The sequence below is a fragment of the Sphingobacterium sp. UBA5789 genome, from assembly GCF_002418355.1.
GTDB lineage: Bacteria > Bacteroidota > Bacteroidia > Sphingobacteriales > Sphingobacteriaceae > Sphingobacterium.
This window is the reverse complement of record NZ_DIDX01000009.1, coordinates 17,820-37,391: the sequence shown is the minus strand read 5'-3', so window position 1 is coordinate 37,391 and position 19,572 is coordinate 17,820. Positions and strand designations below refer to the sequence as shown.

The 19,572-nt window shown below is 41.6% G+C and carries 14 protein-coding genes; 7 read left to right on the top strand and 7 right to left on the bottom strand.

What is annotated here, in order from left to right; all coding sequences use genetic code 11:
* Nucleotides 1–89 precede the first annotated feature (89 nt).
* The 4 genes from B4B65_RS21645 to B4B65_RS21630 all read right to left on the bottom strand — a co-directional run bounded on the left by B4B65_RS21645 (nt 90) and on the right by B4B65_RS21630 (nt 4,606).
* Nucleotides 90–1,559 carry a glycine--tRNA ligase gene (locus B4B65_RS21645; RefSeq protein ID WP_201680746.1) on the bottom strand — a complete coding sequence of 490 codons (1,470 nt, stop codon included), beginning with the start codon at nt 1,557–1,559 and terminating at the stop codon, nt 90–92.
* A 109-nt stretch (nt 1,560–1,668) separates the two neighbouring features.
* Nucleotides 1,669–2,130 (bottom strand): thioredoxin-dependent thiol peroxidase, encoded by a 462-nt coding sequence (gene bcp / locus B4B65_RS21640; protein WP_293918816.1) that lies wholly within the window; start codon nt 2,128–2,130, stop codon nt 1,669–1,671.
* A 137-nt stretch (nt 2,131–2,267) separates the two neighbouring features.
* Nucleotides 2,268–3,989, bottom strand: a complete 1,722-nt coding sequence (locus B4B65_RS21635; protein ID WP_293918814.1) for a M23 family metallopeptidase — start codon at nt 3,987–3,989, stop codon at nt 2,268–2,270.
* A 5-nt stretch (nt 3,990–3,994) separates the two neighbouring features.
* Nucleotides 3,995–4,606 carry a fumarylacetoacetate hydrolase family protein gene (locus B4B65_RS21630; protein ID WP_293918812.1) on the bottom strand — a complete coding sequence of 204 codons (612 nt, stop codon included), beginning with the start codon at nt 4,604–4,606 and terminating at the stop codon, nt 3,995–3,997.
* Between the two features lie 175 nt (nt 4,607–4,781).
* On the opposite strand from B4B65_RS21630, the gene B4B65_RS21625 reads away from it, so the two are divergent.
* From B4B65_RS21625 to B4B65_RS21605, 5 genes are all read left to right on the top strand, one after another.
* Complete coding sequence (locus tag B4B65_RS21625) at nt 4,782–5,444, top strand: HAD family hydrolase (protein WP_293918810.1); 663 nt, start codon at nt 4,782–4,784, stop codon at nt 5,442–5,444.
* A gap of 101 nt (nt 5,445–5,545) precedes the next feature.
* Entirely contained in the window at nt 5,546–6,037 is a 492-nt protein-coding gene (locus B4B65_RS21620; protein ID WP_293918808.1) for a gluconate 2-dehydrogenase subunit 3 family protein, read from the top strand.
* A gap of 15 nt (nt 6,038–6,052) precedes the next feature.
* Entirely contained in the window at nt 6,053–7,768 is a 1,716-nt protein-coding gene (locus B4B65_RS21615; RefSeq protein WP_293918806.1) for a GMC oxidoreductase, read from the top strand.
* A gap of 488 nt (nt 7,769–8,256) precedes the next feature.
* The gene (locus tag B4B65_RS21610) at nt 8,257–11,319 is read left to right on the top strand and encodes a SusC/RagA family TonB-linked outer membrane protein (protein WP_293918804.1); all 3,063 of its coding nucleotides are present in this window, start codon (nt 8,257–8,259) and stop codon (nt 11,317–11,319) included.
* A 12-nt stretch (nt 11,320–11,331) separates the two neighbouring features.
* Entirely contained in the window at nt 11,332–12,966 is a 1,635-nt protein-coding gene (locus tag B4B65_RS21605) for a RagB/SusD family nutrient uptake outer membrane protein (protein WP_293918802.1), read from the top strand.
* 148 nt (nt 12,967–13,114) lie between these two features.
* On the opposite strand, the gene lat is transcribed toward B4B65_RS21605, so the two are convergent.
* A complete protein-coding gene (lat, locus tag B4B65_RS21600) occupies nt 13,115–14,410 on the bottom strand; it encodes an L-lysine 6-transaminase (protein WP_293918800.1) in 1,296 nt (431 codons plus the stop codon).
* Nucleotides 14,411–14,438: 28 nt separating this feature from the next.
* A complete protein-coding gene (locus tag B4B65_RS21595; RefSeq protein WP_201680736.1) occupies nt 14,439–15,968 on the bottom strand; it encodes an aldehyde dehydrogenase family protein in 1,530 nt (509 codons plus the stop codon).
* A gap of 226 nt (nt 15,969–16,194) precedes the next feature.
* Here B4B65_RS21595 and B4B65_RS21590 point away from each other — a divergent pair, with 226 nt between their 5' ends.
* On the top strand, nt 16,195–17,355 hold the full coding sequence (locus B4B65_RS21590) for an acyl-CoA dehydrogenase family protein (protein ID WP_293918797.1): 1,161 nt from the start codon (nt 16,195–16,197) through the stop codon (nt 17,353–17,355).
* 249 nt (nt 17,356–17,604) lie between these two features.
* Here the strand turns inward: B4B65_RS21590 and B4B65_RS21585 are convergent, their stop codons facing one another.
* Complete coding sequence (locus B4B65_RS21585; RefSeq protein ID WP_293918795.1) at nt 17,605–18,165, bottom strand: RNA polymerase sigma-70 factor; 561 nt, start codon at nt 18,163–18,165, stop codon at nt 17,605–17,607.
* Between the two features lie 206 nt (nt 18,166–18,371).
* Between B4B65_RS21585 and B4B65_RS21580 the strand changes: the two genes are divergently transcribed.
* Nucleotides 18,372–19,523 (top strand): FecR family protein, encoded by a 1,152-nt coding sequence (locus tag B4B65_RS21580; RefSeq protein WP_293918793.1) that lies wholly within the window; start codon nt 18,372–18,374, stop codon nt 19,521–19,523.
* Nucleotides 19,524–19,572 lie beyond the last annotated feature (49 nt).

Here is a 19,572-nt window from a genome sequence, read left to right as displayed (position 1 = left end):
AATAGAAATGGGGCTGTCCAAAAGGGTTGGATAGCCCCATTTTTATGCGATTCTCAAAGGGTTTGGCTTGACTTTTAATATCTTAAAAGCTATATTAGCTTTTTCAATAACGTATTCCAGCCTACCAGGTCACTTACGATTCTTTCCAGATCCGCAATTGCTACACGCTCCTGCTTCATGGTGTCGCGGTCACGGATAGTAACGGTATTATCTTCCAGAGACTGATGATCTACTGTGATACAGAAAGGTGTACCGATAGCATCCTGACGACGGTAACGTTTACCGATAGCATCTTTTTCATCATACTGGACATTGTAATCCAGTTTTAAAGTAGCCATGATCTCACGTGCTTTTTCCGGAAGACCATCTTTTTTGGTCAACGGTAAAATAGCTGCTTTAACCGGAGCAAGAGCAGGAGGGAATTTCAGCACTACACGGGAATCCTGTTTTTCGTCTGTAGAAAGATCTTCCTGTACCAGTGAGTTACATAATACAGTAAGGAATAAGCGGTCAAGTCCTATAGAGGTCTCGACTACATAAGGAATGTAGTTTTGATTGATCTCCGTATCAAAATATTGCATTTTCTTTTTAGAAAATTCCTGATGTTGTTTCAGGTCAAAATCTGTACGGGAATGTATACCCTCTACCTCTTTAAAGCCAAACGGGAAATTAAACTCAATATCTACAGCAGCATTTGCATAATGTGCTAATTTATCGTGATCATGGTAGCGGTAGTTATCCGGATTAAAACCAAGTGCTAAATGCCACTTCAGACGTGTTTCTTTCCATTTGTTGTACCATTCCATTTCAGTTCCAGGTCTGCAGAAAAACTGCATTTCCATTTGTTCAAATTCACGCATACGCATAATAAACTGACGTGCGATCACTTCATTACGGAAGGCTTTACCAATCTGAGCGATACCGAAAGGAATCTTCATACGACCTGTTTTTTGCACATTCAGGAAGTTTACAAAGATACCCTGAGCAGTCTCCGGACGCAGATATACCTGCTCGGCACCATCGGCCATAGCGCCCATTTGAGTTGCAAACATCAGATTAAACTGACGTACTTCTGTCCAGTTTTTGGTTCCGGATACCGGACATACAATATTATGTTCTTCGATGATCGTTTTCAGTCCTGCCAGATCATCCGCATTTAATGCTTTGTTCAGATCTGCTAATAAAGCAGCTGCTTTATCTGTCTTTCCGTCAGCTTCGTAACGCGCTATTTTATCCTCGATCAACTGATCCGCGCGGTAACGCTTTTTCGAATCCTTATTGTCGATCATAGGATCATTAAATCCATCAACGTGACCGGAAGCTTTCCATGTGGTCGGGTGCATGAAAATGGCGGCATCAATACCGACAATATTTTCATTCAACTGTACCATAGATTTCCACCAGTACGTCTTAAGGTTATTCTTTAATTCAGACCCTAACTGGCCATAATCGTATACAGCGCTAAGGCCATCATATATTTCGCTTGATTGGAATACAAAACCGTATTCCTTTGCGTGTGATACTACACTTTTAAAAAAATCGTCAGTCTGTTTGCTCATAAGAGGCGAATATAAGAAATATTTGATATTTAGATAATAAGAGTTGGACTTAAGATGTGTTCTTTATGTCTGATATTAACATCCCTGCTACTCTGTTTTCTTCATTTATTTAAAGGTAAAGATCCCGAATCTGTTGAGAAGCATTTTTGTTATCTACCTTTTTGATGATTTGTTCGATATTTCCTTTTTCATCGATAACAAAGGTTGTGCGTGCTGTACCCATATATTTTTTACCATACATATTTTTTTCTACCCATACACCATATTTCTCTACCAAACTTTTATCCTCATCTACCAATAACTGAAAGGGAAGGTCATGTTTAGCTGTAAATTTCTGGTGTGAAGATGCCGTATCAATACTGACTCCCAAAATCTCAAACCCCTCTTTTTTCAGCGATTGATAATTATCTCTGAAATTGCATGCTTCTGTTGTACAACCCGGAGTATTGTCTTTAGGGTAGAAGTATAAAATAACTTTCTTGCCCTTGAAATCTGAAAGATGAATGGTTTCCCCGTTCTGGTTTTTGGCACTGAAATCCGGTGCTTTGTTTCCTGCTTCAAGTGTTGACATATGTGAAAAATTTAAGACTTAAAAGTAAAAAATATAATGCTGATCTACGAATAAAGGCAGCAGATTATGCTCATTAATTAAAAAGAGTGAGATTTCATCTGTCTAATCTGTGTCTGTTGGCATTCCTGCCGGCTGTCTTATTTCGTGAAAGTCGCTTCGTATATTTTCGTGTTATCTTTCATGTCTTTTACCTCCAGTCTGAATGTGTGCCTGCCTTTAGGCAGCGAAGGTTCAAACTGATGCCATACATGACGGTTTTTAGGGTCATATTCCATCAGTACCCATTTGTCGTCAATATATGCGTTGAAGGTTTGTATACCGGACAGGTTATCAGATATGGTAAAATCGATCTTAGACTGATTTGCAAGATTTTTACCGTTTGTCAGGTTTCGTGCTGTGATGACCGGAGCTACTGTGTCTACAGCAATATAATAACTGCCCATGTCCCGAAGGGAGGTAACAACCCAGCCATTTTCATAACGTCCTCCTTTTGACCGGCCTCTTTCATCAACAATAATAGCCTTGCTCTGTAGTGAAGCCGGTAGAGTTGCATCCGGTTTGATACTCAATTTGTAATTGTCCAGCAGCGGTACCATATCGTTGTGGACACGCTGTAATGTAGAGTATCCTCCTCTTGGTTTTCCTCCCTGAGAGTAGTTCAGATAAAGATCATTATAGAGCACTCCCTTAGGAACAGCTATCCTAACATTGTCTGCAGCATAATTGTTTTCCTGACCATATTTGAATACGGCTGTCCCGGTCTGCGGTTTTCGGCTGATATTGAACGTCGGATTTTGCTGTACATTAAAACTGATTCTGCTGGTATTACCATGCACGTCCTTGACGATATAATCAACTTTATGCACATTGTTATCCTTTAGTTCGATAAAGCCCAGATTATTCAACTGCTTGTAGATCGGAGCGGTATTATTCGGGTCCTTAAAGCTTTTTTGAATTTTTGCCTGCGTCTTCATAAAATAGGGATAATCTATATATGAATTGAGCGCCCGGGAAGTTGCAAATGATAACTCCTCAAAGACCACCGTACTTACCGGAGCATCATCCAGCAAGAGCTCAATGGAATAGACGCCAAAGCTAAAGTTTGTTCCTGAATGCCTGTCAATGGTATTGATTCCCAATCCGAATTTTCCATTAACCGGTATGGGAGCACCTCCGGCTAATCCGTATGTGCCGCTTCCAATAGTTTTGATACCCTGATGTCTGCGTGGGGTGTTTTCATCAAATACATCATTTCCGATATCGTACACCGTGATTCCCCGGATCACAGGTGCTACATTATCTTCAAAGTACAATCCGAAAAGCTGCGAATTAAGCGGGTTTTGGGTTTTGGTATCTCTTATTTCAAAATGAAGATGAGGTCCGCCGGATCCGCCGGTATTTCCGGATTTGCCCAGAAGCTGCCCCTTTTTCATGACAACCTTATTACGTGGCAGCTCTATATCCACATCAAAGCTTTTCTTTTTATACTGTTCGGCTTTGACAATTTCGCTGAGCTGATCATTGAAGCTATCCATATGCAGATATACAGAAGTATACCCGTTCGGATGATCCACATATACCGAGTTACCTCCACCGCCGATCTGTACACGAACTCTCGATACATAGCCTTCAGCGGCACTATAGATCGGGATTCCGATTCGCTGTTGTGTTCTGTAATCGTTTCCGGCATGAAAATGCGTGCCTCTCAGTTCTCCGAATCCTCCGGAAGCCTGTGGCGTAATATCCATTGGCTGTCTGAAATAATTTTGCGGATATGTTCGGGATTTAATGATATTTTGGGCTGATACAGACGCTGTTGTCAATGCCAATATCCCCATATATATACTTAGTTTCTTCATTTAAATTATTTAATCAGGCAGGTAAACACGTTTTTTTCTTCTATAAATCCTTCGAGCCGATCTCCTATAGCGACTGGGCCGACTCCTGCGGGTGTTCCTGTGTAGATAAAATCTCCTTTACGTAAAGTAATGTACTGTGAAATAAAGACAATCAGCTGATCGTATGAAAAGATCATATCTTTTGTATTTCCGGATTGCACTGTTTCTTTGTTCTTCTGAAGACTAAAGCTGAGTTGGGCAGGATCCGCAAATGTCTCTTTAGGTATAAAAGAACTGATCACTGCCGAACCGTCAAATGATTTGGCCAGTTCCCAGGGCAATCCTTTCTCTTTATGTTGTTGTTGAATATCCCGTGCGGTAAAGTCAATACCAAGACCAATCGCATCATAATACGTATGTGCAAATTTTTGTGATACATGTTTGCCTTCTTTACAGATACGAAGTACAACCTCGACTTCGTAATGAATCTCTTTAGAAAACTCGGGATAATAAAAATCTTTGTTGTCTTTTAACAGCGCTGTATCCGGTTTCATAAAGATAACAGGAGTCTTCGGTACAGGATTATTAAGTTCTTTGGCATGGTCAATATAATTACGACCTACGGCTATTATCTTCATATTAATTGAGGTATAGTGCTAAAGTGTTAATGTGCGTATACTCAACAAACTTACCCAAACTTGCTTTTTTTCACAAGTATTAGTTTTGTTATGTAGCCAGAGACCTTACCATACAGATAGTGTACTTCGGGATCAAATCCTTAGTTTACCAGTTCAAAAGCCTTAGCTTTGTATCATGAATAAATTTAAAGCTGTATTTTTTGACCTGGACGGTACCCTTATTGATTCGGAATATTTTTACTTCCAAAACTGGCAACCTATTCTGGCGGAAGAATTTGCTGTCTATATTACTTTTGAAGACTGGATCCGTCATTTCGCAGGACACACATTGGCCTTCAATGTGGAGACAATGAGAAAAATCTGGAATATAGATACTACCAATGAGTACATGTGGAAGCGCACCAGAGCAGCTTATGCACAGTCGGATATGCGAACCATAGCATTGATGCCTTATGTAAAAGAAATTCTGGAGCATCTGAAAGAGCAGCAAGTCAAAATCGGATTGGTTACTTCCAGTTTCATGACCACTGTTGATACCGTATTGGGGCATCATGATCTGCTCTCTTATTTTTCGCTGATTGTGACCAGAGACGATGTACAGTCTCCTAAACCAGATCCGGAGCCTTATCTTCTGGCCGCTGAGCAGGCCGGCTTAGATCCGAAAGATTGTGTCGCAATTGAAGATACCATTACAGGTACGAAAGCGGCTAAGGCTGCTGGTTTGTATTGTGTGGGAGTCTCCAAACAACCCCTGGAGCGTGAAAAATTAGCCGTTGCAGATCAGTTGTTCACAGATCTTCGTGAAGTCTGGAACTACCTTAAAAATAATATCTCTTAAAATATTAGGGAATGTCTTGAAATTATTACTGGCTTTAATCGATTTAGCTTTTTGATTTTTGTTAGAATATTTCTAATATTACAAATTATAAACATCATGTTATGAACCGAAGGACTGCGGTAAAACAACTTTTTATTATTGCTGGAGGGCTGGCGTTGTTGCCTTCCTGTCTGCGGGAGCAGGGTGGAACGTCTATAGATCTGCATACAATCAAGTTATCTGCTAAGGATGAAGAATTCCTGGCTAAGCTGGTGGATGTACTTATTCCTGAGACAGATTCTCCGGGTGGTAAAAAGTTAAATCTTCATCTCTTTATCATGAAGATGGTAGATGATTGTCATTCACCGGAAGATCAAAAAGCTTTTCTGGAAGGACTGGAGAAGAACAGGTCTGATCTGGATGGTGCTGCGGCAGATAAGATCGGAGCCTATTTCAAATCCGAAGAAGAAGCAAAGGAAAAGAGTGCTTTTTATAAGATATTCAAAAAAAGAGCCACTCAGGGATACCTTAATTCTGAATATGTCATGAAGAATAAACTAATTTATGAATTAGTTCCGGGCAGGTATAATGGTGCAATGAAAATCAACGCATAAAAAGAATCAAAGAAAATGGCAAATATAAATACGGACAGCGTAAAGAACAGAACATACGATGCTATCGTCATTGGTTCGGGAATAAGTGGTGGTTGGGCTGCAAAGGAACTATGTGAAAAAGGATTAAAGACATTGGTACTGGAAAGAGGACGTGATGTAAAGCATGTCAAGGATTATCCTACTACCAATCTTTATCCCTGGGAATTTGAACACCGCGGAGAGATGCCGTATCAGGTGCAGCAGGAAAATCCTATTGTAAACCGTTGTTATGCATTTCATGAAGATGCTGCACATTTTTTTGTCAAAGATCAGGAGCATCCTTATGTACAGGAGAAACCATTCGATTGGATCCGTGGCTATCAGGTTGGTGGAAAATCTCTGCTATGGGCCAGACAGACACAGCGTTGGTCAGACTTTGATTTTGAAGGACCTGCCCGCGATGGATTTGCCGTTGACTGGCCTATCCGTTACGCCGATCTGAAACCCTGGTACGATTATGTCGAACGTTTTGCCGGTATTGCAGGAGATAAAGATGGTCTTCCGGAGCTTCCGGATGGAGAATTTCTTCCGGGCTATCCGCTGAATATAGTAGAAAAGTATTTTCAGCAAACCATGAAGAACAAATATCCAGAGCGGAAAGTGATTTCTGCGCGTTGTGCGCATTTATCCAAACCTAATAAAATTCACCTCGATCAGGGACGAGTACAATGTCAGAATCGTACACTTTGTCAGCGAGGCTGTCCCTTCGGAGGTTATTTTAGTTCTAATGCGTCCACTATTCCGTGGGCAGCGAAGACCGGAAATATGACGCTGAGACCTTTCTCTGTAGTACATTCTATTCTGTATGACGATACGAAGGGAAAAGCGGTAGGCGTAAAAGTAATTGATACAGAGACTAAGGAAGAGATGGATTTCTTTGCAAAGGTAATCTTCGTCAATGCAGCAGCGTTGAATACGAATCTGATCTTGCTTAATTCCAAATCCAAACGCTTTGAAAACGGTCTGGGTAACGACAGTGGTGTATTAGGTAAATATGTGGCTTTTCACAATTACAGTGCACGTATATACGCAGAGTACGAAGGTTTTATGGACTATACTACCGACGGCCGTAATCCTGCCGGAGGAGGATATATTCCACGGTTCCGCAATCTACATAAACAGGAAACAGATTTTCTGAGAGGATATGCAGCAGGATTTGGAGCATATCGTTCAAAGAGTGCTGATCAGTCCGGATATGGCGAATCTTTCAAAAATAATCTCCTGAATCCTAAATATGGATTATGGGGTGTAGGATCCCACATGATGGGCGAGACTATTCCGAAAGAATCCGGTCAGGTAACATTAGACAGTTCTCAAAAAGATGCATGGGGAGTTCCGTTGTTGAAAATTGCAGTTGAATACGACGACAATGATGCAAAAATGAAAAAAGACTACCTGGAGCAGATGACAGCAATGTTTGAAGAAGCCGGATTTACCAATATCAAGCAAGATGACCATGGTCAGGCACCGGGACTGGATATCCATGAAATGGGAGGAGCACGCATGGGTAATGATCCTAAAACTTCTGTCCTCAACAAATGGAATCAGATACACACCGTTCCCAATGTATTTGTGACAGATGGTGCAGCGATGACTTCTACTTCTACTCAAAATCCCTCCCTTACCTATATGGCCTTCTCTGCCAGAGCTGTGGATTATGCTTTGCAGGAAATGAAGAAAGGAAATATTTAGAATAAAGTGAAGTCTCTTGTGACAGAAGCGGATCCCGTTACTTTCTGAAAATGCTTCCTGTTTCCCGAGTCAGATAAAGCTATTTTTAACTCTATATAAACCCCGTCTTAATACATATTAAGACGGGGTTTTTTGTTGTTTTAACTTCTGAAACTTGAATAAGTACTTGTAGCATAGGTTATATGTTATATTAAAAACTGAAAAAGAATAATGGTTTATAAGATTTAAATCTTAACTTTAGAATAGCCATATGAAAATAAACCGATTTTAATTTTTTCCTGTATACGTGAATACTGGTTCTTTATGCACCATGAAGTAAAACGTTTTAGTAAAAAAGAGAAATCACCATTATAAATTGTAAAACTACCTGTTGAAAAATAGAATGCATAAGGAGGTACTGCTGTATCCCTTTATTGCGTCTATTTGATAAAACGTTTTAGTAAATTTTAACTATTTGTCAATTTTTTTCAAACATATACTAACTAAACATGAATCATTACAGTAAACCTTTACGGCCTGCGGGTCGTCGGGCAAAATGGTGGGTAGTCCCGCTATCCCTGCTCGCATTAAATTATGCTTATGCAACAGACGGTACAGCAGAAAACCGTGTTGTTCATTACAAACAAACCTATTTAAACAAATCGGAACAGGAAACAGTAACCGGAAAAGTAACCGATGCCGAGACAGGTACTCCGCTGGCGGGGGTAACTGTCAAACTGAAAGGTTCGGCTATCGGGACACAAACGGATCAGGATGGTAATTTCAGCCTGGAAGCCAAAGTCGGGGGAACGTTAATCGTCTCTTATATCGGTTTTTCGCCTGTAGAAGTGCCTATTACAACCTCCTCTGGTATTGCGGTCAAACTGAAGCCAGAGAGTGAATCCCTACAGGAAGTCGTGGTAGTAGGGTATGGAACACAGAAAAAGAGTGAAGTGACTTCGGCTGTACAGACGGTACAGGAAAAGGATTTTAATCAGGGAGGCATGCGTAATCCGATGGAACTGGTGCAGGGAAAGGTAGCCGGCCTTAACATTACAAGAGCACAGGGCAGTAATCCAAACTCCGGAACGTCTATACAATTGCGGGGGATGGCGTCTTTGAAGGGGTCCAATTCGCCGCTGATCGTTATTGACGGTATTCCAGGAGGTAGTCTGGATCTGGTCAAACAGGGTGACATAGAATCTATAAGTGTGTTAAAAGACGGTTCGGCAGCGGCGATCTATGGTACCCGTGGTAATGGCGGGGTCGTATTGGTTACCACCAAAAAGGGTAAATCCGGAACACCCCAGTTTGAATATTTTACGTACGGACAAAAAGAGTTTGTAGACAGCAAACCTACTATGCTGTCTGCGGATCAGTTCAGAGAGTATGTGGTCAAAGGTCTTAACCGTCCGCAATCTGACCTTGGAGCCAGTACAGATCTGTTTGACGAACTGATTGACAAGAATAATTTTTCCCATTTCCATAATTTTATAGCGAGTGGTGGTGGAGATAAATCCAACTACAGAGCTTCGATCAATTATGAAGATGCGAATGGTATCGCTAAACAGAATGGCAGAAAGCAGTTTGGAGGAAGAATCAATTTTTCTCAGACAGGTCTGAAAGACCGCCTTACTTTTTCCGGAAATATAGCCGCCAATTTTAATAAGGCTAATATGTTAGGAGGCAAAAAGGCTGATGACAGTGAAAATGTGCCGGACTTCGAACAGGCGATTCAGCGTAATCCTACCGCTCCGATATATAATCCGGATGGAACATTCTATCAGACGCAGGAATACAACAACTACAATCCGATGAGCCGCCTGGCACATCGTATAGACGAACGCAATCAACAAACTTTTTCAGGAGATGCAAAATTGAAGCTGAAGATTATCGATCCCTTAAGCGTTTCGGTATTCGGATCCTATGTGAGGGACAACTGGAATGACAGGCGTTACCGTTCTACACTGGATTGGGATCAACGTCTCAATACGGACTACAGAGGTACCGCATACGCCTATAAAAAGAATGAGCTGAACTGGACCAGAACCATTGAATCGACTATTGACTACAACCAGACTTTTAATGAAAAACACACCATTACCGGATTATTGGGCTATAGTTATCAATACACAGGTTATGAGCGTTTTGAAATGTCTAATAACGGATTTACGACCGACGGTTTTCTGGATTGGGATATGAATTCCGGAACGGCTCTAACCAATGCGCAGCTTCCGAGACCAACAATGGGCTCTTTTAAGGAAGATAATACTTTGGTGGCTTTCTTTGGTCGCGTCAATTACAACTATGCGGACCGCTATTTTGTAAGTGCTATTTTACGCAGAGAAGGTTCGTCCAGATTCGGTGCTAATCATAAGTGGGGTAATTTTCCTGCGATATCAGGAGGGTGGACAATCTCAAATGAAAGTTTCTTTGGTAGTAAAGAAGTGCTCAATGATCTGAAATTAAGGGTTGGATATGGAGTGACGGGAAATCAGGGTATTCCAAATTATCAGTCTATTCTGAGATTGGGTACGGGAGGAGTATATCCGCAGGATGGTATTTATTATCAAACTTACGGCCCTGCCGCTAATCCAAATCCGGATCTGAAATGGGAACAAAAAGCAGAAACAAATATCGGGGTAGACTTCGGATTTCTGAATAACCGGATCACAGGTTCCATTGATGTATACAATAGAAAAACAAAAGACCTTATTGATGAATACCGGGCACAGCAGCCGGCATATGTACAGTCCAAAATATGGTATAATGTCGGACAGGTAGACAACAAAGGGATTGAGCTGCAACTGTCAGCAACCGCTGTCAAGAAAGAAAACTTCTCCTGGAATGTGGATTTTACCGGAAATTACCAAAAGAATAAACTGGTGAAGTTGTCGAGTGAGATCTTTCAAAGTAACTGGCTGGAATTCGGAGGATTGCCTTCCCCTGGAAATCTGGGTAATGCCATTCGTCTGGAAGAAGGAGGTGAAGTCGGATCTTTTTATGGAAAACGGTATGCGGGTCTGACTGATGACGGGAAATGGTTGTTTTATAAAGCTGACGGAAGCACAGGTACAGCAGGAGAGATTACCAATGATGACCTGACGTATATCGGAAACGGTGTGCCTAAGTTCAATGCATCTTTAAGCAACCGCTTTTCCTATAAAGGATTTGATCTCACGGTATTTTTCAGAGGTAAGTTCAAATATGATATTCTGAATACAGCAGATATGTTTTTCGGAAATCAGAAATGGCTGCCGAATAACGTACTGGAAAGTGCTTTTACAAAACACGCCAATATCAAAGACGATCCGCAATATTCCGATTACTATTTAGAGAACGGAAGTTTTGTGAAGCTGGATAATATCACATTGGGGTATAACTTTAAATTAAAGACAGATTATATCCGCAACCTGTATGTATATGTGACAGGTCGTAATATTGCTACGATTACCAGTTATAGTGGTCTTGATCCGGAATTACAGGATACAGGATTTGCTTCAGGAATAGATTCAAGAGGATTCTATCCGCGTACTAAATCATGGTCAGTAGGACTTAATGTTGGATTTTAATAGGGAATAATCATGAAATTACTAAAAAATAAATATCTGGCGTCTGCCTTTGGGGTAGGAGTCGCGTTATTCGGATTACAAGGCTGTACCAATCTGGACGAAAATCTGTACAGCACGTTGAAAGAAGAGAGTTTCTATAAGAATAAACTGGAAGTGATGCAGGCCGCTTTACGTCCGTTTACACATATGCAGGCCTGGCTGGCTCCAACCGGAGGAAGTGGTTATTATTATCACTCCGAATTGAGTTCTGATCAACTGGCCTGGCCACAGAAGGGACGGCACGGCTACGATGGCGGAGATCATTTTCGTCAGCATTATCACACCTGGACCATTACGGAAAACAGAGTGTTAAGTGCGTGGGAGCTGTTGTGGGGAGGCGTCGGTTATGTAAACAATGCACTTAGTGATATCTCTGCGCTGGATATACAGAAAGTAGGGATGACACAGGAGGAGATGAATTTTGTACTGGCTCAGTTAAAAGTACTTCGTGCATTCCATTATATGAAAATTATGGATATGTGGGGAAATGTTCCTGTCGCTCTTGAAGTCTCTCAAAGTCCTTCCAATCTGGCGACTAAACCCCGTAAGGAAGTTTTTGATTTTATAAAGAAAGAACTGGAAGAAAATGTACCCAAACTGCCGCTCACTTCCGAACAAAATATCGGACAGGTGTCTATGGCTGCCGGATACGCCATGATGGCCGAGCTGTATCTCAATGCGGAGAAATGGAATGGTACTCCTATGTGGGATGAATGTATTGCTGCATGTGATAAGATTATCTCCGGACAGGCGGGCGGTATTGGAGGTGCTCCGAAGTTGTCTCCGGATATTAATACATTATTTGCGAATACCAACAGTGCCAATCCGGAATCTTTATTCCAGTTTCAGTATAGCCGTAAAGCCGGATTTACGTTTGACTGGGGAGGTTTCTTTATGGGGTATGATTATATGAAAGAAGCATTGGATGTAGGATATGGAGGCTGGAATGCATTTGTGGTCATTCCTACAGCATTTGATGCCTATGCAGCCAATGACATCCGAAAGAAAGACTGGTTTCTGTATGGACCACAATATAAGTATGGAACAACTACACCCGTGTTGGGGACAGAGGAATATTCCGGCAAGCCGCTATCATTTGTTAATTCTATTCGTAGAGAAAGTGAAGGAGATCTGACCAGTGAAGGAGGAATGGCTAAAGGGGAAGAGAATTCCGGAGCACGCTTTAATAAATACAAAAGCGGTCGTCTGAGCGATGTCAACTATCAGGAGAACGATTATATTCTGTATCGGCTTACCGAGATCTATTTTAATAAGGCGGAAGCATTGATGCGCAAAAATAACGGAACGGCAACAACAGAGGCTGTGTCGTTAATCAATGACTCGAAGAAAAGAGCATTTTCCGCTGCGGATTGGCCTGCAGTTCAGTATTCTGTTGCTACGCTTACATTGGACGAGTTGCTGGCGGAACGTGGAAGAGAGTTTATCTTTGAGGGCAAAAGACGTACAGATCTGATTCGCTTTGGTAAGTATACTACCGCTACCTGGTGGGACCATAAACCGGTAAACGATGCCAACAGAGAATTATATCCTGTGCCTCAGGCACAATTGGCTATTAATCCCAATCTGCAACAAAATCCCGGATATTAGATAATCGGGTCTGTTTTATTAAAAAGAATCGGGTACCTGCACAGTGATGCGGGTACCCGATTTTAGTTTATATTCTTATGATCAAGTATGGAAAGCAGCAAATGCTTTCCTCACCCGGAATAGGATGTATATACCAATAGTATTCTTCTTACAAGCTTTTCTCGACAAGCGCTAATGCTTTATCCAATTGTTCTACTGTAACAGTCAGATGCGGACGGAAGCGTATACTTTTGTCACCACAACCCAGAATAAGAAGCTTATTGTTCATAGCACGCTTCACGAATTCATCTCTTTGCTGCTCTGTCTGGAAATCAAACGAAGCCAGAAGTCCTTTTCCTCTTACATTGGAGAGCTGGCTGTGGCTCTTGGCGAGCTGTTGCAGTTTTTCCAGTAAATATTCACCCAGACTTTCGGCATGCTGAACCAGATTTTCCTGTTCGATGACCTCCAGTATTAACTTGAAACGCATCATGTCGACAAGATTTCCTCCGAAGGTGGAATTAATACGGCTGGATTCTTTGAATACATGCTTTTCGACACGGTCAAATTTCTCACGATGTGCCAATACACCACAGACCTGAGATTTTTTTCCAAACGAGATCAGATCCGGAATAATTCCGTAATGCTCATATGCCCACATTTTCCCCGTTAATGCAAGTCCTGTCTGTACTTCATCCAGAATCAATAAAATATCATGTTCATCACATATGCGTCTCAATTCCTGAAAGAACTCCGTACGGAAATGGTTATCACCGCCTTCAGCCTGAATAGGTTCCAGTATCAGACAGGCTATGGCATCCGGATTTTTGGCAATAGCGGCTTCTATTTCGTGAATAGCCTGTTGCTCTGTTTTTATTGTCTCAGCAATACTTTCTTCTACTAATGGGAAGTGAAGCTTAGGATTAGTAATCCTCGGCCAGTCAAATTTCGGGAAATACATGTATTTCCTTGGATCTTTTGTGTTAGTCAGGGATAAAGTATATCCGGTACGACCATGAAAAGCCTGTTTGAAATGTATCACCTGATTGCCTTCCTGTTGTATACCACGTGAGATGTTTAATCTGGTCTTCCAGTCAAAAGCAGCTTTCAGCGCATTTTCAACAGCAAGTGCACCTCCGTCAATAAAAAAGCAATAACTTAATTCCGTAGGAATGGCCACACGCTCGAAGGTGTCTACAAAATCCGCAAATTCTGTGGGATAGATATCCGAAAGAGCCAGCTTATTGATGGCAACTTTTTTTAACAGTTCGCTATTCTTAACGATATGCGGATGGTTATAGCCGATAGGCGAAGAGGCAAACATGCTGAACATATCCAGATATTCATTCCCCTCGATATCTACGATATAGGAGTCATGTGACTTTTCCAGGTCTATCACTAACGGGAGTCCGTCGGCCAATATATGTTTTGCTAATCTCTCGTGTACTGTCGCTTCTTTTATCATAATCAGTATTTAAAATAGGGTTATTCGTTTATAGATCGAACTTGATGCCTTGTGCCAGCGGTAGTTCTGTTGTATAATTAATCGTATTTGTCTGTCTTCTCATGTAAAGTTTCCAGGCGTCCGAGCCGGACTCACGTCCTCCTCCTGTTTCTTTTTCACCTCCGAATGCACCGCCGATTTCGGCTCCCGAAGTTCCGATATTGACATTCGCAATACCACAGTCTGATCCTTTGTTGCTCAGGAATAATTCTGCTTCGCGCAAGTTGGAAGTCATTATGGCAGAAGAAAGACCCTGTGCAACATCATTTTGAAGCGCTATAGCATTTTCTACATCTCCGCTATATTTGATAAGATAAAGGATAGGAGCAAATGTTTCGGATTGTACAATATCAAAGTGATTTTCTACCTCTGCGATGACAGGCTTTACATAGCATCCACTTTCATATCCTTTGCCTGAAAGCACGGCGCCCTCTACCAATATTTTACCTCCCTGTTCCTTTACTTTGGCAATAGCCTGTGTATACATGTCTACAGCCTGCGTATCGATCAATGGTCCCATATGATTCTTAACATCCAGCGGATCTCCGATTTTGATCTGTTTATAGGCTGCAACCAGAGCGTCTTTTACTTTTTTGTAGATATCTTCATGGATAATCAGCCTTCTTGTACTGGTACAACGCTGGCCTGCAGTTCCGACAGCTCCGAATACAGCACCTATGATAGTCATCTTCAAATCTGCATTCGGGGTTACGATAATTGCATTATTACCCCCAAGTTCCAGTAAGGATTTTCCGAGACGCTCTGCTACCGTTACCGCTACAGCTTTACCCATACGTGTAGATCCTGTTGCCGATACCAGTGCCACACGTTTGTCTGCACTGATCCATTTACCGATTTCAGCATCTCCACTTACTACAGATGAAATGCCTTCAGGAAGATTATTCTTTTTCAGAATATCCGCAATGATATGCTGACATGCGATAGCGCATATCGGTGTTTTTTCACTCGGTTTCCACAGCACTACATCTCCGCATACCAGAGCCAGAGCCGCATTCCATGCCCATACCGCTACCGGAAAATTGAAGGCTGTAATAATTCCCACAATACCTAACGGATGATATTGATCATACATGCGGTGTCCCGGACGTTCGGAATGGATCGTATTGCCATATAGCTGACGGGACAATCCAACTGCAAAGTCACATATATCGATCATCTCCTGTACTTCTCCCATTCCTTCCTGGTATGATTTTCCCATTTCGTAGGAAACGAGCTTGCCCAAAGTAGGTTTTAAAATACGTAACTGCTCACCCAACTGGCGGACGATTTCCCCACGCTTTGGTGCCGGAATATCTTTCCAGGCCAATGCCGCTTTCTGTGCTGTTTCTATAACTTTATCGTATTCTTTACGTGTTGTACAAAGCACTGCAGCAATCTCTTTACCGTCTACCGGAGAGAAAGATGTGATTTTATCGCCTTTGGCAAACCATTTCGTCCCGGTAGAAGTGCCCGGATTTTCAGATTTTATGCCTAACAGGTCTAATTCTTTTTTGATCATGGATATAATTGTTATTCGTTTGTTTTTTAAAATTAGGGAATTATTTTCTGAATTTATAATGATTTCATGAATAATATTTGTTTCTAAAGAAGTCTTAATATTTCCTATCTTTAGTTTTATATTCATTTTTCAACATATGAAATATCCATGTAGTGCAGACTGCACAAACACCAATGAATATAATTTGGATATTTCATACGGCCATTGAAAATCAAATTATAGACATATGAAAGAGGTCGATTATTTTCAGATAGACGAGTTACTGTTAGAAGAGCAGCTCATGATACGCAATACTGTTCGCGAATTTGTGAACAAGGAGATCCGCCCGGTCGTAGATGAGGCAGCACAGCAGCATAACGATATACCCGGCCTGATGCAAAAACTGGGCGCAATAGGTGCGCTCGGACCCTATATTCCACAAGAGTACGGAGGAGCCGGACTGGATCAGCTTTCTTACGGACTGATTATGCAGGAGTTGGAAGCCGGAGATTCGGCTGTCCGATCTGCTGCTTCTGTCCAGTCTTCTCTGGTTATGTTTCCGATCTACACCTACGGAAGCGAGGAACAGAAGCGTAAATTTCTGCCAAAACTTGCCACCGGAGAACTGATTGGAAGTTTTGGACTCACGGAGCCCAACCATGGTTCTGACCCAGGAGCAATGGAAACCCGTCTGTCCAAAGACGGGGACGGGTATATACTCAACGGAGCCAAAATGTGGATCACCAATGCTCCCGTGTGTGATCTGGCAGTCGTATGGGCACGGGATGATGAAGGAAAGATAAAAGGCATTATTGTAGAAAGGGGGATGACTGGTTTTACCACTCCTGAGACGCATAATAAATGGTCGCTGCGGGCTTCGAAGACAGGAGAGCTTATATTTGAAGATGTACGTATACCGCAAGCCAACATACTTCCTGAAGTCAGTTCTATGAAAGGGCCTTTGTCCTGTCTCAATTCAGCGCGTTACGGCATATCATGGGGAGTCATAGGTGCAGCAGTAGATTGCTATCAGACTGCTCTTCGCTATAGTCTGGAGCGACAACAATTCGGAAAACCTATTGCATCTTACCAGTTGCAACAAAAGAAACTGGCGGAATTCTTAACTGAAATTACAAAAGCACAGTTGCTGAGCTGGAGATTGGGAGTACTTAAGAATGAAGGAAAAGCGACCCCGCAACAAATCTCTATGGCCAAACGTAATAATGTGAATATGGCACTGCAGATCGCCAGAGAATCCAGGCAGATGCTGGGAGCAATGGGCATCGTGGGTGAATTCCCGATCATGAGACATATGATGAATCTGGAATCAGTTATTACCTATGAGGGCACACATGATATCCATCTGTTGATAACAGGACAGGATATAACCGGGATCAGTGCTTTCTAAGAGTTGATAAAGTTTATAGGGTTGATAAAGTTTATCAGTATAATATCTTAATTGTGTCAGTTGGCGTCCCCGCCAACTGGTATTTGGGGCAGACCTACCCGGGTAGCCCGGTCTAATAAGAAGTATAAATTAATATTAATACCCTGCGTCAGTTGGCGGAGACGCCAACTGTTTGGATAATAATTTAGCCATTGAGCGGATATAAAAAACATTTTCGGAATAGAAAGGTTTCACAAGATGGCAGCGAACCTACAGCAACAACAACAGAAAACGATTCAATTTTTGTCTTAAAGTCTTTATCGCTTTACCAAGATGTGCTTCTACCGTCTTTTCTGATATATTCAGTGCTGCAGCAATATCCTTTTGAGACATGTACTGTTCACGGCTCATCCGGAAAACAAGCTGACACTTTTCGGGTAATTCACTGATACTTTTATTCAGAATTTCCTTCAGATCCAGAAATGCTAACCACTCCTGAGTAGAATCATCGAGGTTACGGGAAGTGATACTGTCGGCATATTTCTGTTGATGGTAAAGCTTGTCCATTACCTTAATGATACGGTATTTGACAGATGTTGCCAGATAGGCATTAAGACTTGTGTTGATCTGAAGATTCTCTCTTCGGTTCCACATAGACACAAAAATCTGTTGTACAATTTCTTCTGCCTCTTCCGGATCATGAAGTTTCTTTGCGGCAATATAAAAAAGCCGTTTCCAATACCTATTATAGATTTCTGTAAAAGCAGCATGCTCACCCCGCGTCAGTGCATTGATCAGGTCAGAATCAGTATATGCAGAATAATTGGTCATGATCTTTGATGATCCATTTTCAATATAGTAGAAGTCACTGTGCAAATCTGCACAATATTTTGAAAATAATCTAAGAATATTATCTCAGGGATATATTAATTTTTCTAAAAAATTATATCCTCCAGATAAAGAAAAAGATAAAATAATTTAAAACCGAGTAAGGGATTTGTATTTCACAGGATACATACTATTAAATAAGGCTATATATGGAGACTCCGCAAGATCAGGAAAAATATAAAAAACTCGCCTCAAAATGGTTGGATAAGACAATTACGGAAGAAGAAATCCGGGAATTCAACCTTTGGTACGAAAGTGATCCGGATAAGGTCGTAGAAATTCCGGATTCATTTGCGCAGCACGAGGAGCAGCTGGAGACCCGAATATTCGAGCGTATAAATACACAAATAAATACAGTGCGCATCTATCCGTTATGGAAACGCATCAGTATAGCAGCTGCTGTTGTATTGTTGCTGAGTGTCTGTCTTTATGTATACAACTACAGCGGATCTCAACATATCCCTATTGCCCGGATTACCCCACAGGACAGTATTCTTCCGGGTAAGAACGGTGCAACGCTGACCCTGGCCGATGGAAAAAAAATAAACCTTTCGGATGTAGAGGCCGGAGAGCTTGCTATGGAAAATGGGACACGTATATCCCAAACGGAAGACGGTCAGCTTCTGTATGATGCTGGCTCTGCAAACCCGCACGCAGCAGGGTTGAATACGCTAACTACAGCTAAAGGAGAAATGTATATGATGATATTGCCGGATAAATCCAGAGTCTGGCTCAATGCGGCCTCCTCTCTGACGTTCTCACCGACAATTAATATGCACAGCTCGCGTGAAGTAACCCTGACAGGGGAAGCTTACTTTGAAGTGGCTAAAGATAAAAAACGACCATTTATCGTGACCACAAAACAGCAGAAGGTAACGGTACTGGGGACACATTTCAATATCAGCAGTTATTCGGATGAAAGAGACGTTAAAACCACACTGATAGAAGGATCGGTTAAAGTCAATAATCTTTCTTCCAAAGCTTCCATCATACTCAAACCGGATCAACAGTCCGTCGTAGATGGAAAAAGTATACAAGTACAACACGCTGATGTGGGTGAAATACTGGCATGGAAAAACGGAGATTTTGTTTTTGGAGGAGAAAGTTTTGAAAAATCAATGCATAAAATAGAACGGTGGTATGATGTGGAATTTGTGTATAAGGATCCGGATATTAAAAATATACCATTAGACGGTTGGGTTTCAAGGAACAGCACGCTTTCTGAAGTGTTAAGGAAGATCGAACTTGCTGGAAATGTCAAGTTTAAGAGGACAGGAAGAAGGATTCTGATTGTAAAATAAAAACGGACAGAAAAGTAATAATAAAAGAGGTCAGAAGTGCAGCAAACAC

Bases quoted from the DNA above. Each gene is read 5' to 3' on its own strand.
- B4B65_RS21595 (WP_201680736.1), bottom strand. From the start codon at position 15,968: ATGATCAAAAAAGAATTAGACCTGTTAGGCATAAAATCTGAAAATCCG.
- B4B65_RS21635 (WP_293918814.1), bottom strand. From the start codon at position 3,989: ATGAAGAAACTAAGTATATATATGGGGATATTGGCATTGACAACAGCG.
- B4B65_RS21630 (WP_293918812.1), bottom strand. From the start codon at position 4,606: ATGAAGATAATAGCCGTAGGTCGTAATTATATTGACCATGCCAAAGAA.
- B4B65_RS21625 (WP_293918810.1), top strand. From the start codon at position 4,782: ATGAATAAATTTAAAGCTGTATTTTTTGACCTGGACGGTACCCTTATT.
- bcp (WP_293918816.1), bottom strand. From the start codon at position 2,130: ATGTCAACACTTGAAGCAGGAAACAAAGCACCGGATTTCAGTGCCAAA.
- B4B65_RS21580 (WP_293918793.1), top strand. From the start codon at position 18,372: ATGGAGACTCCGCAAGATCAGGAAAAATATAAAAAACTCGCCTCAAAA.
- B4B65_RS21605 (WP_293918802.1), top strand. From the start codon at position 11,332: ATGAAATTACTAAAAAATAAATATCTGGCGTCTGCCTTTGGGGTAGGA.
- lat (WP_293918800.1), bottom strand. From the start codon at position 14,410: ATGATAAAAGAAGCGACAGTACACGAGAGATTAGCAAAACATATATTG.
- B4B65_RS21585 (WP_293918795.1), bottom strand. From the start codon at position 18,165: ATGACCAATTATTCTGCATATACTGATTCTGACCTGATCAATGCACTG.
- B4B65_RS21610 (WP_293918804.1), top strand. From the start codon at position 8,257: ATGAATCATTACAGTAAACCTTTACGGCCTGCGGGTCGTCGGGCAAAA.
- B4B65_RS21620 (WP_293918808.1), top strand. From the start codon at position 5,546: ATGAACCGAAGGACTGCGGTAAAACAACTTTTTATTATTGCTGGAGGG.
- B4B65_RS21590 (WP_293918797.1), top strand. From the start codon at position 16,195: ATGAAAGAGGTCGATTATTTTCAGATAGACGAGTTACTGTTAGAAGAG.
- B4B65_RS21615 (WP_293918806.1), top strand. From the start codon at position 6,053: ATGGCAAATATAAATACGGACAGCGTAAAGAACAGAACATACGATGCT.
- B4B65_RS21645 (WP_201680746.1), bottom strand. From the start codon at position 1,559: ATGAGCAAACAGACTGACGATTTTTTTAAAAGTGTAGTATCACACGCA.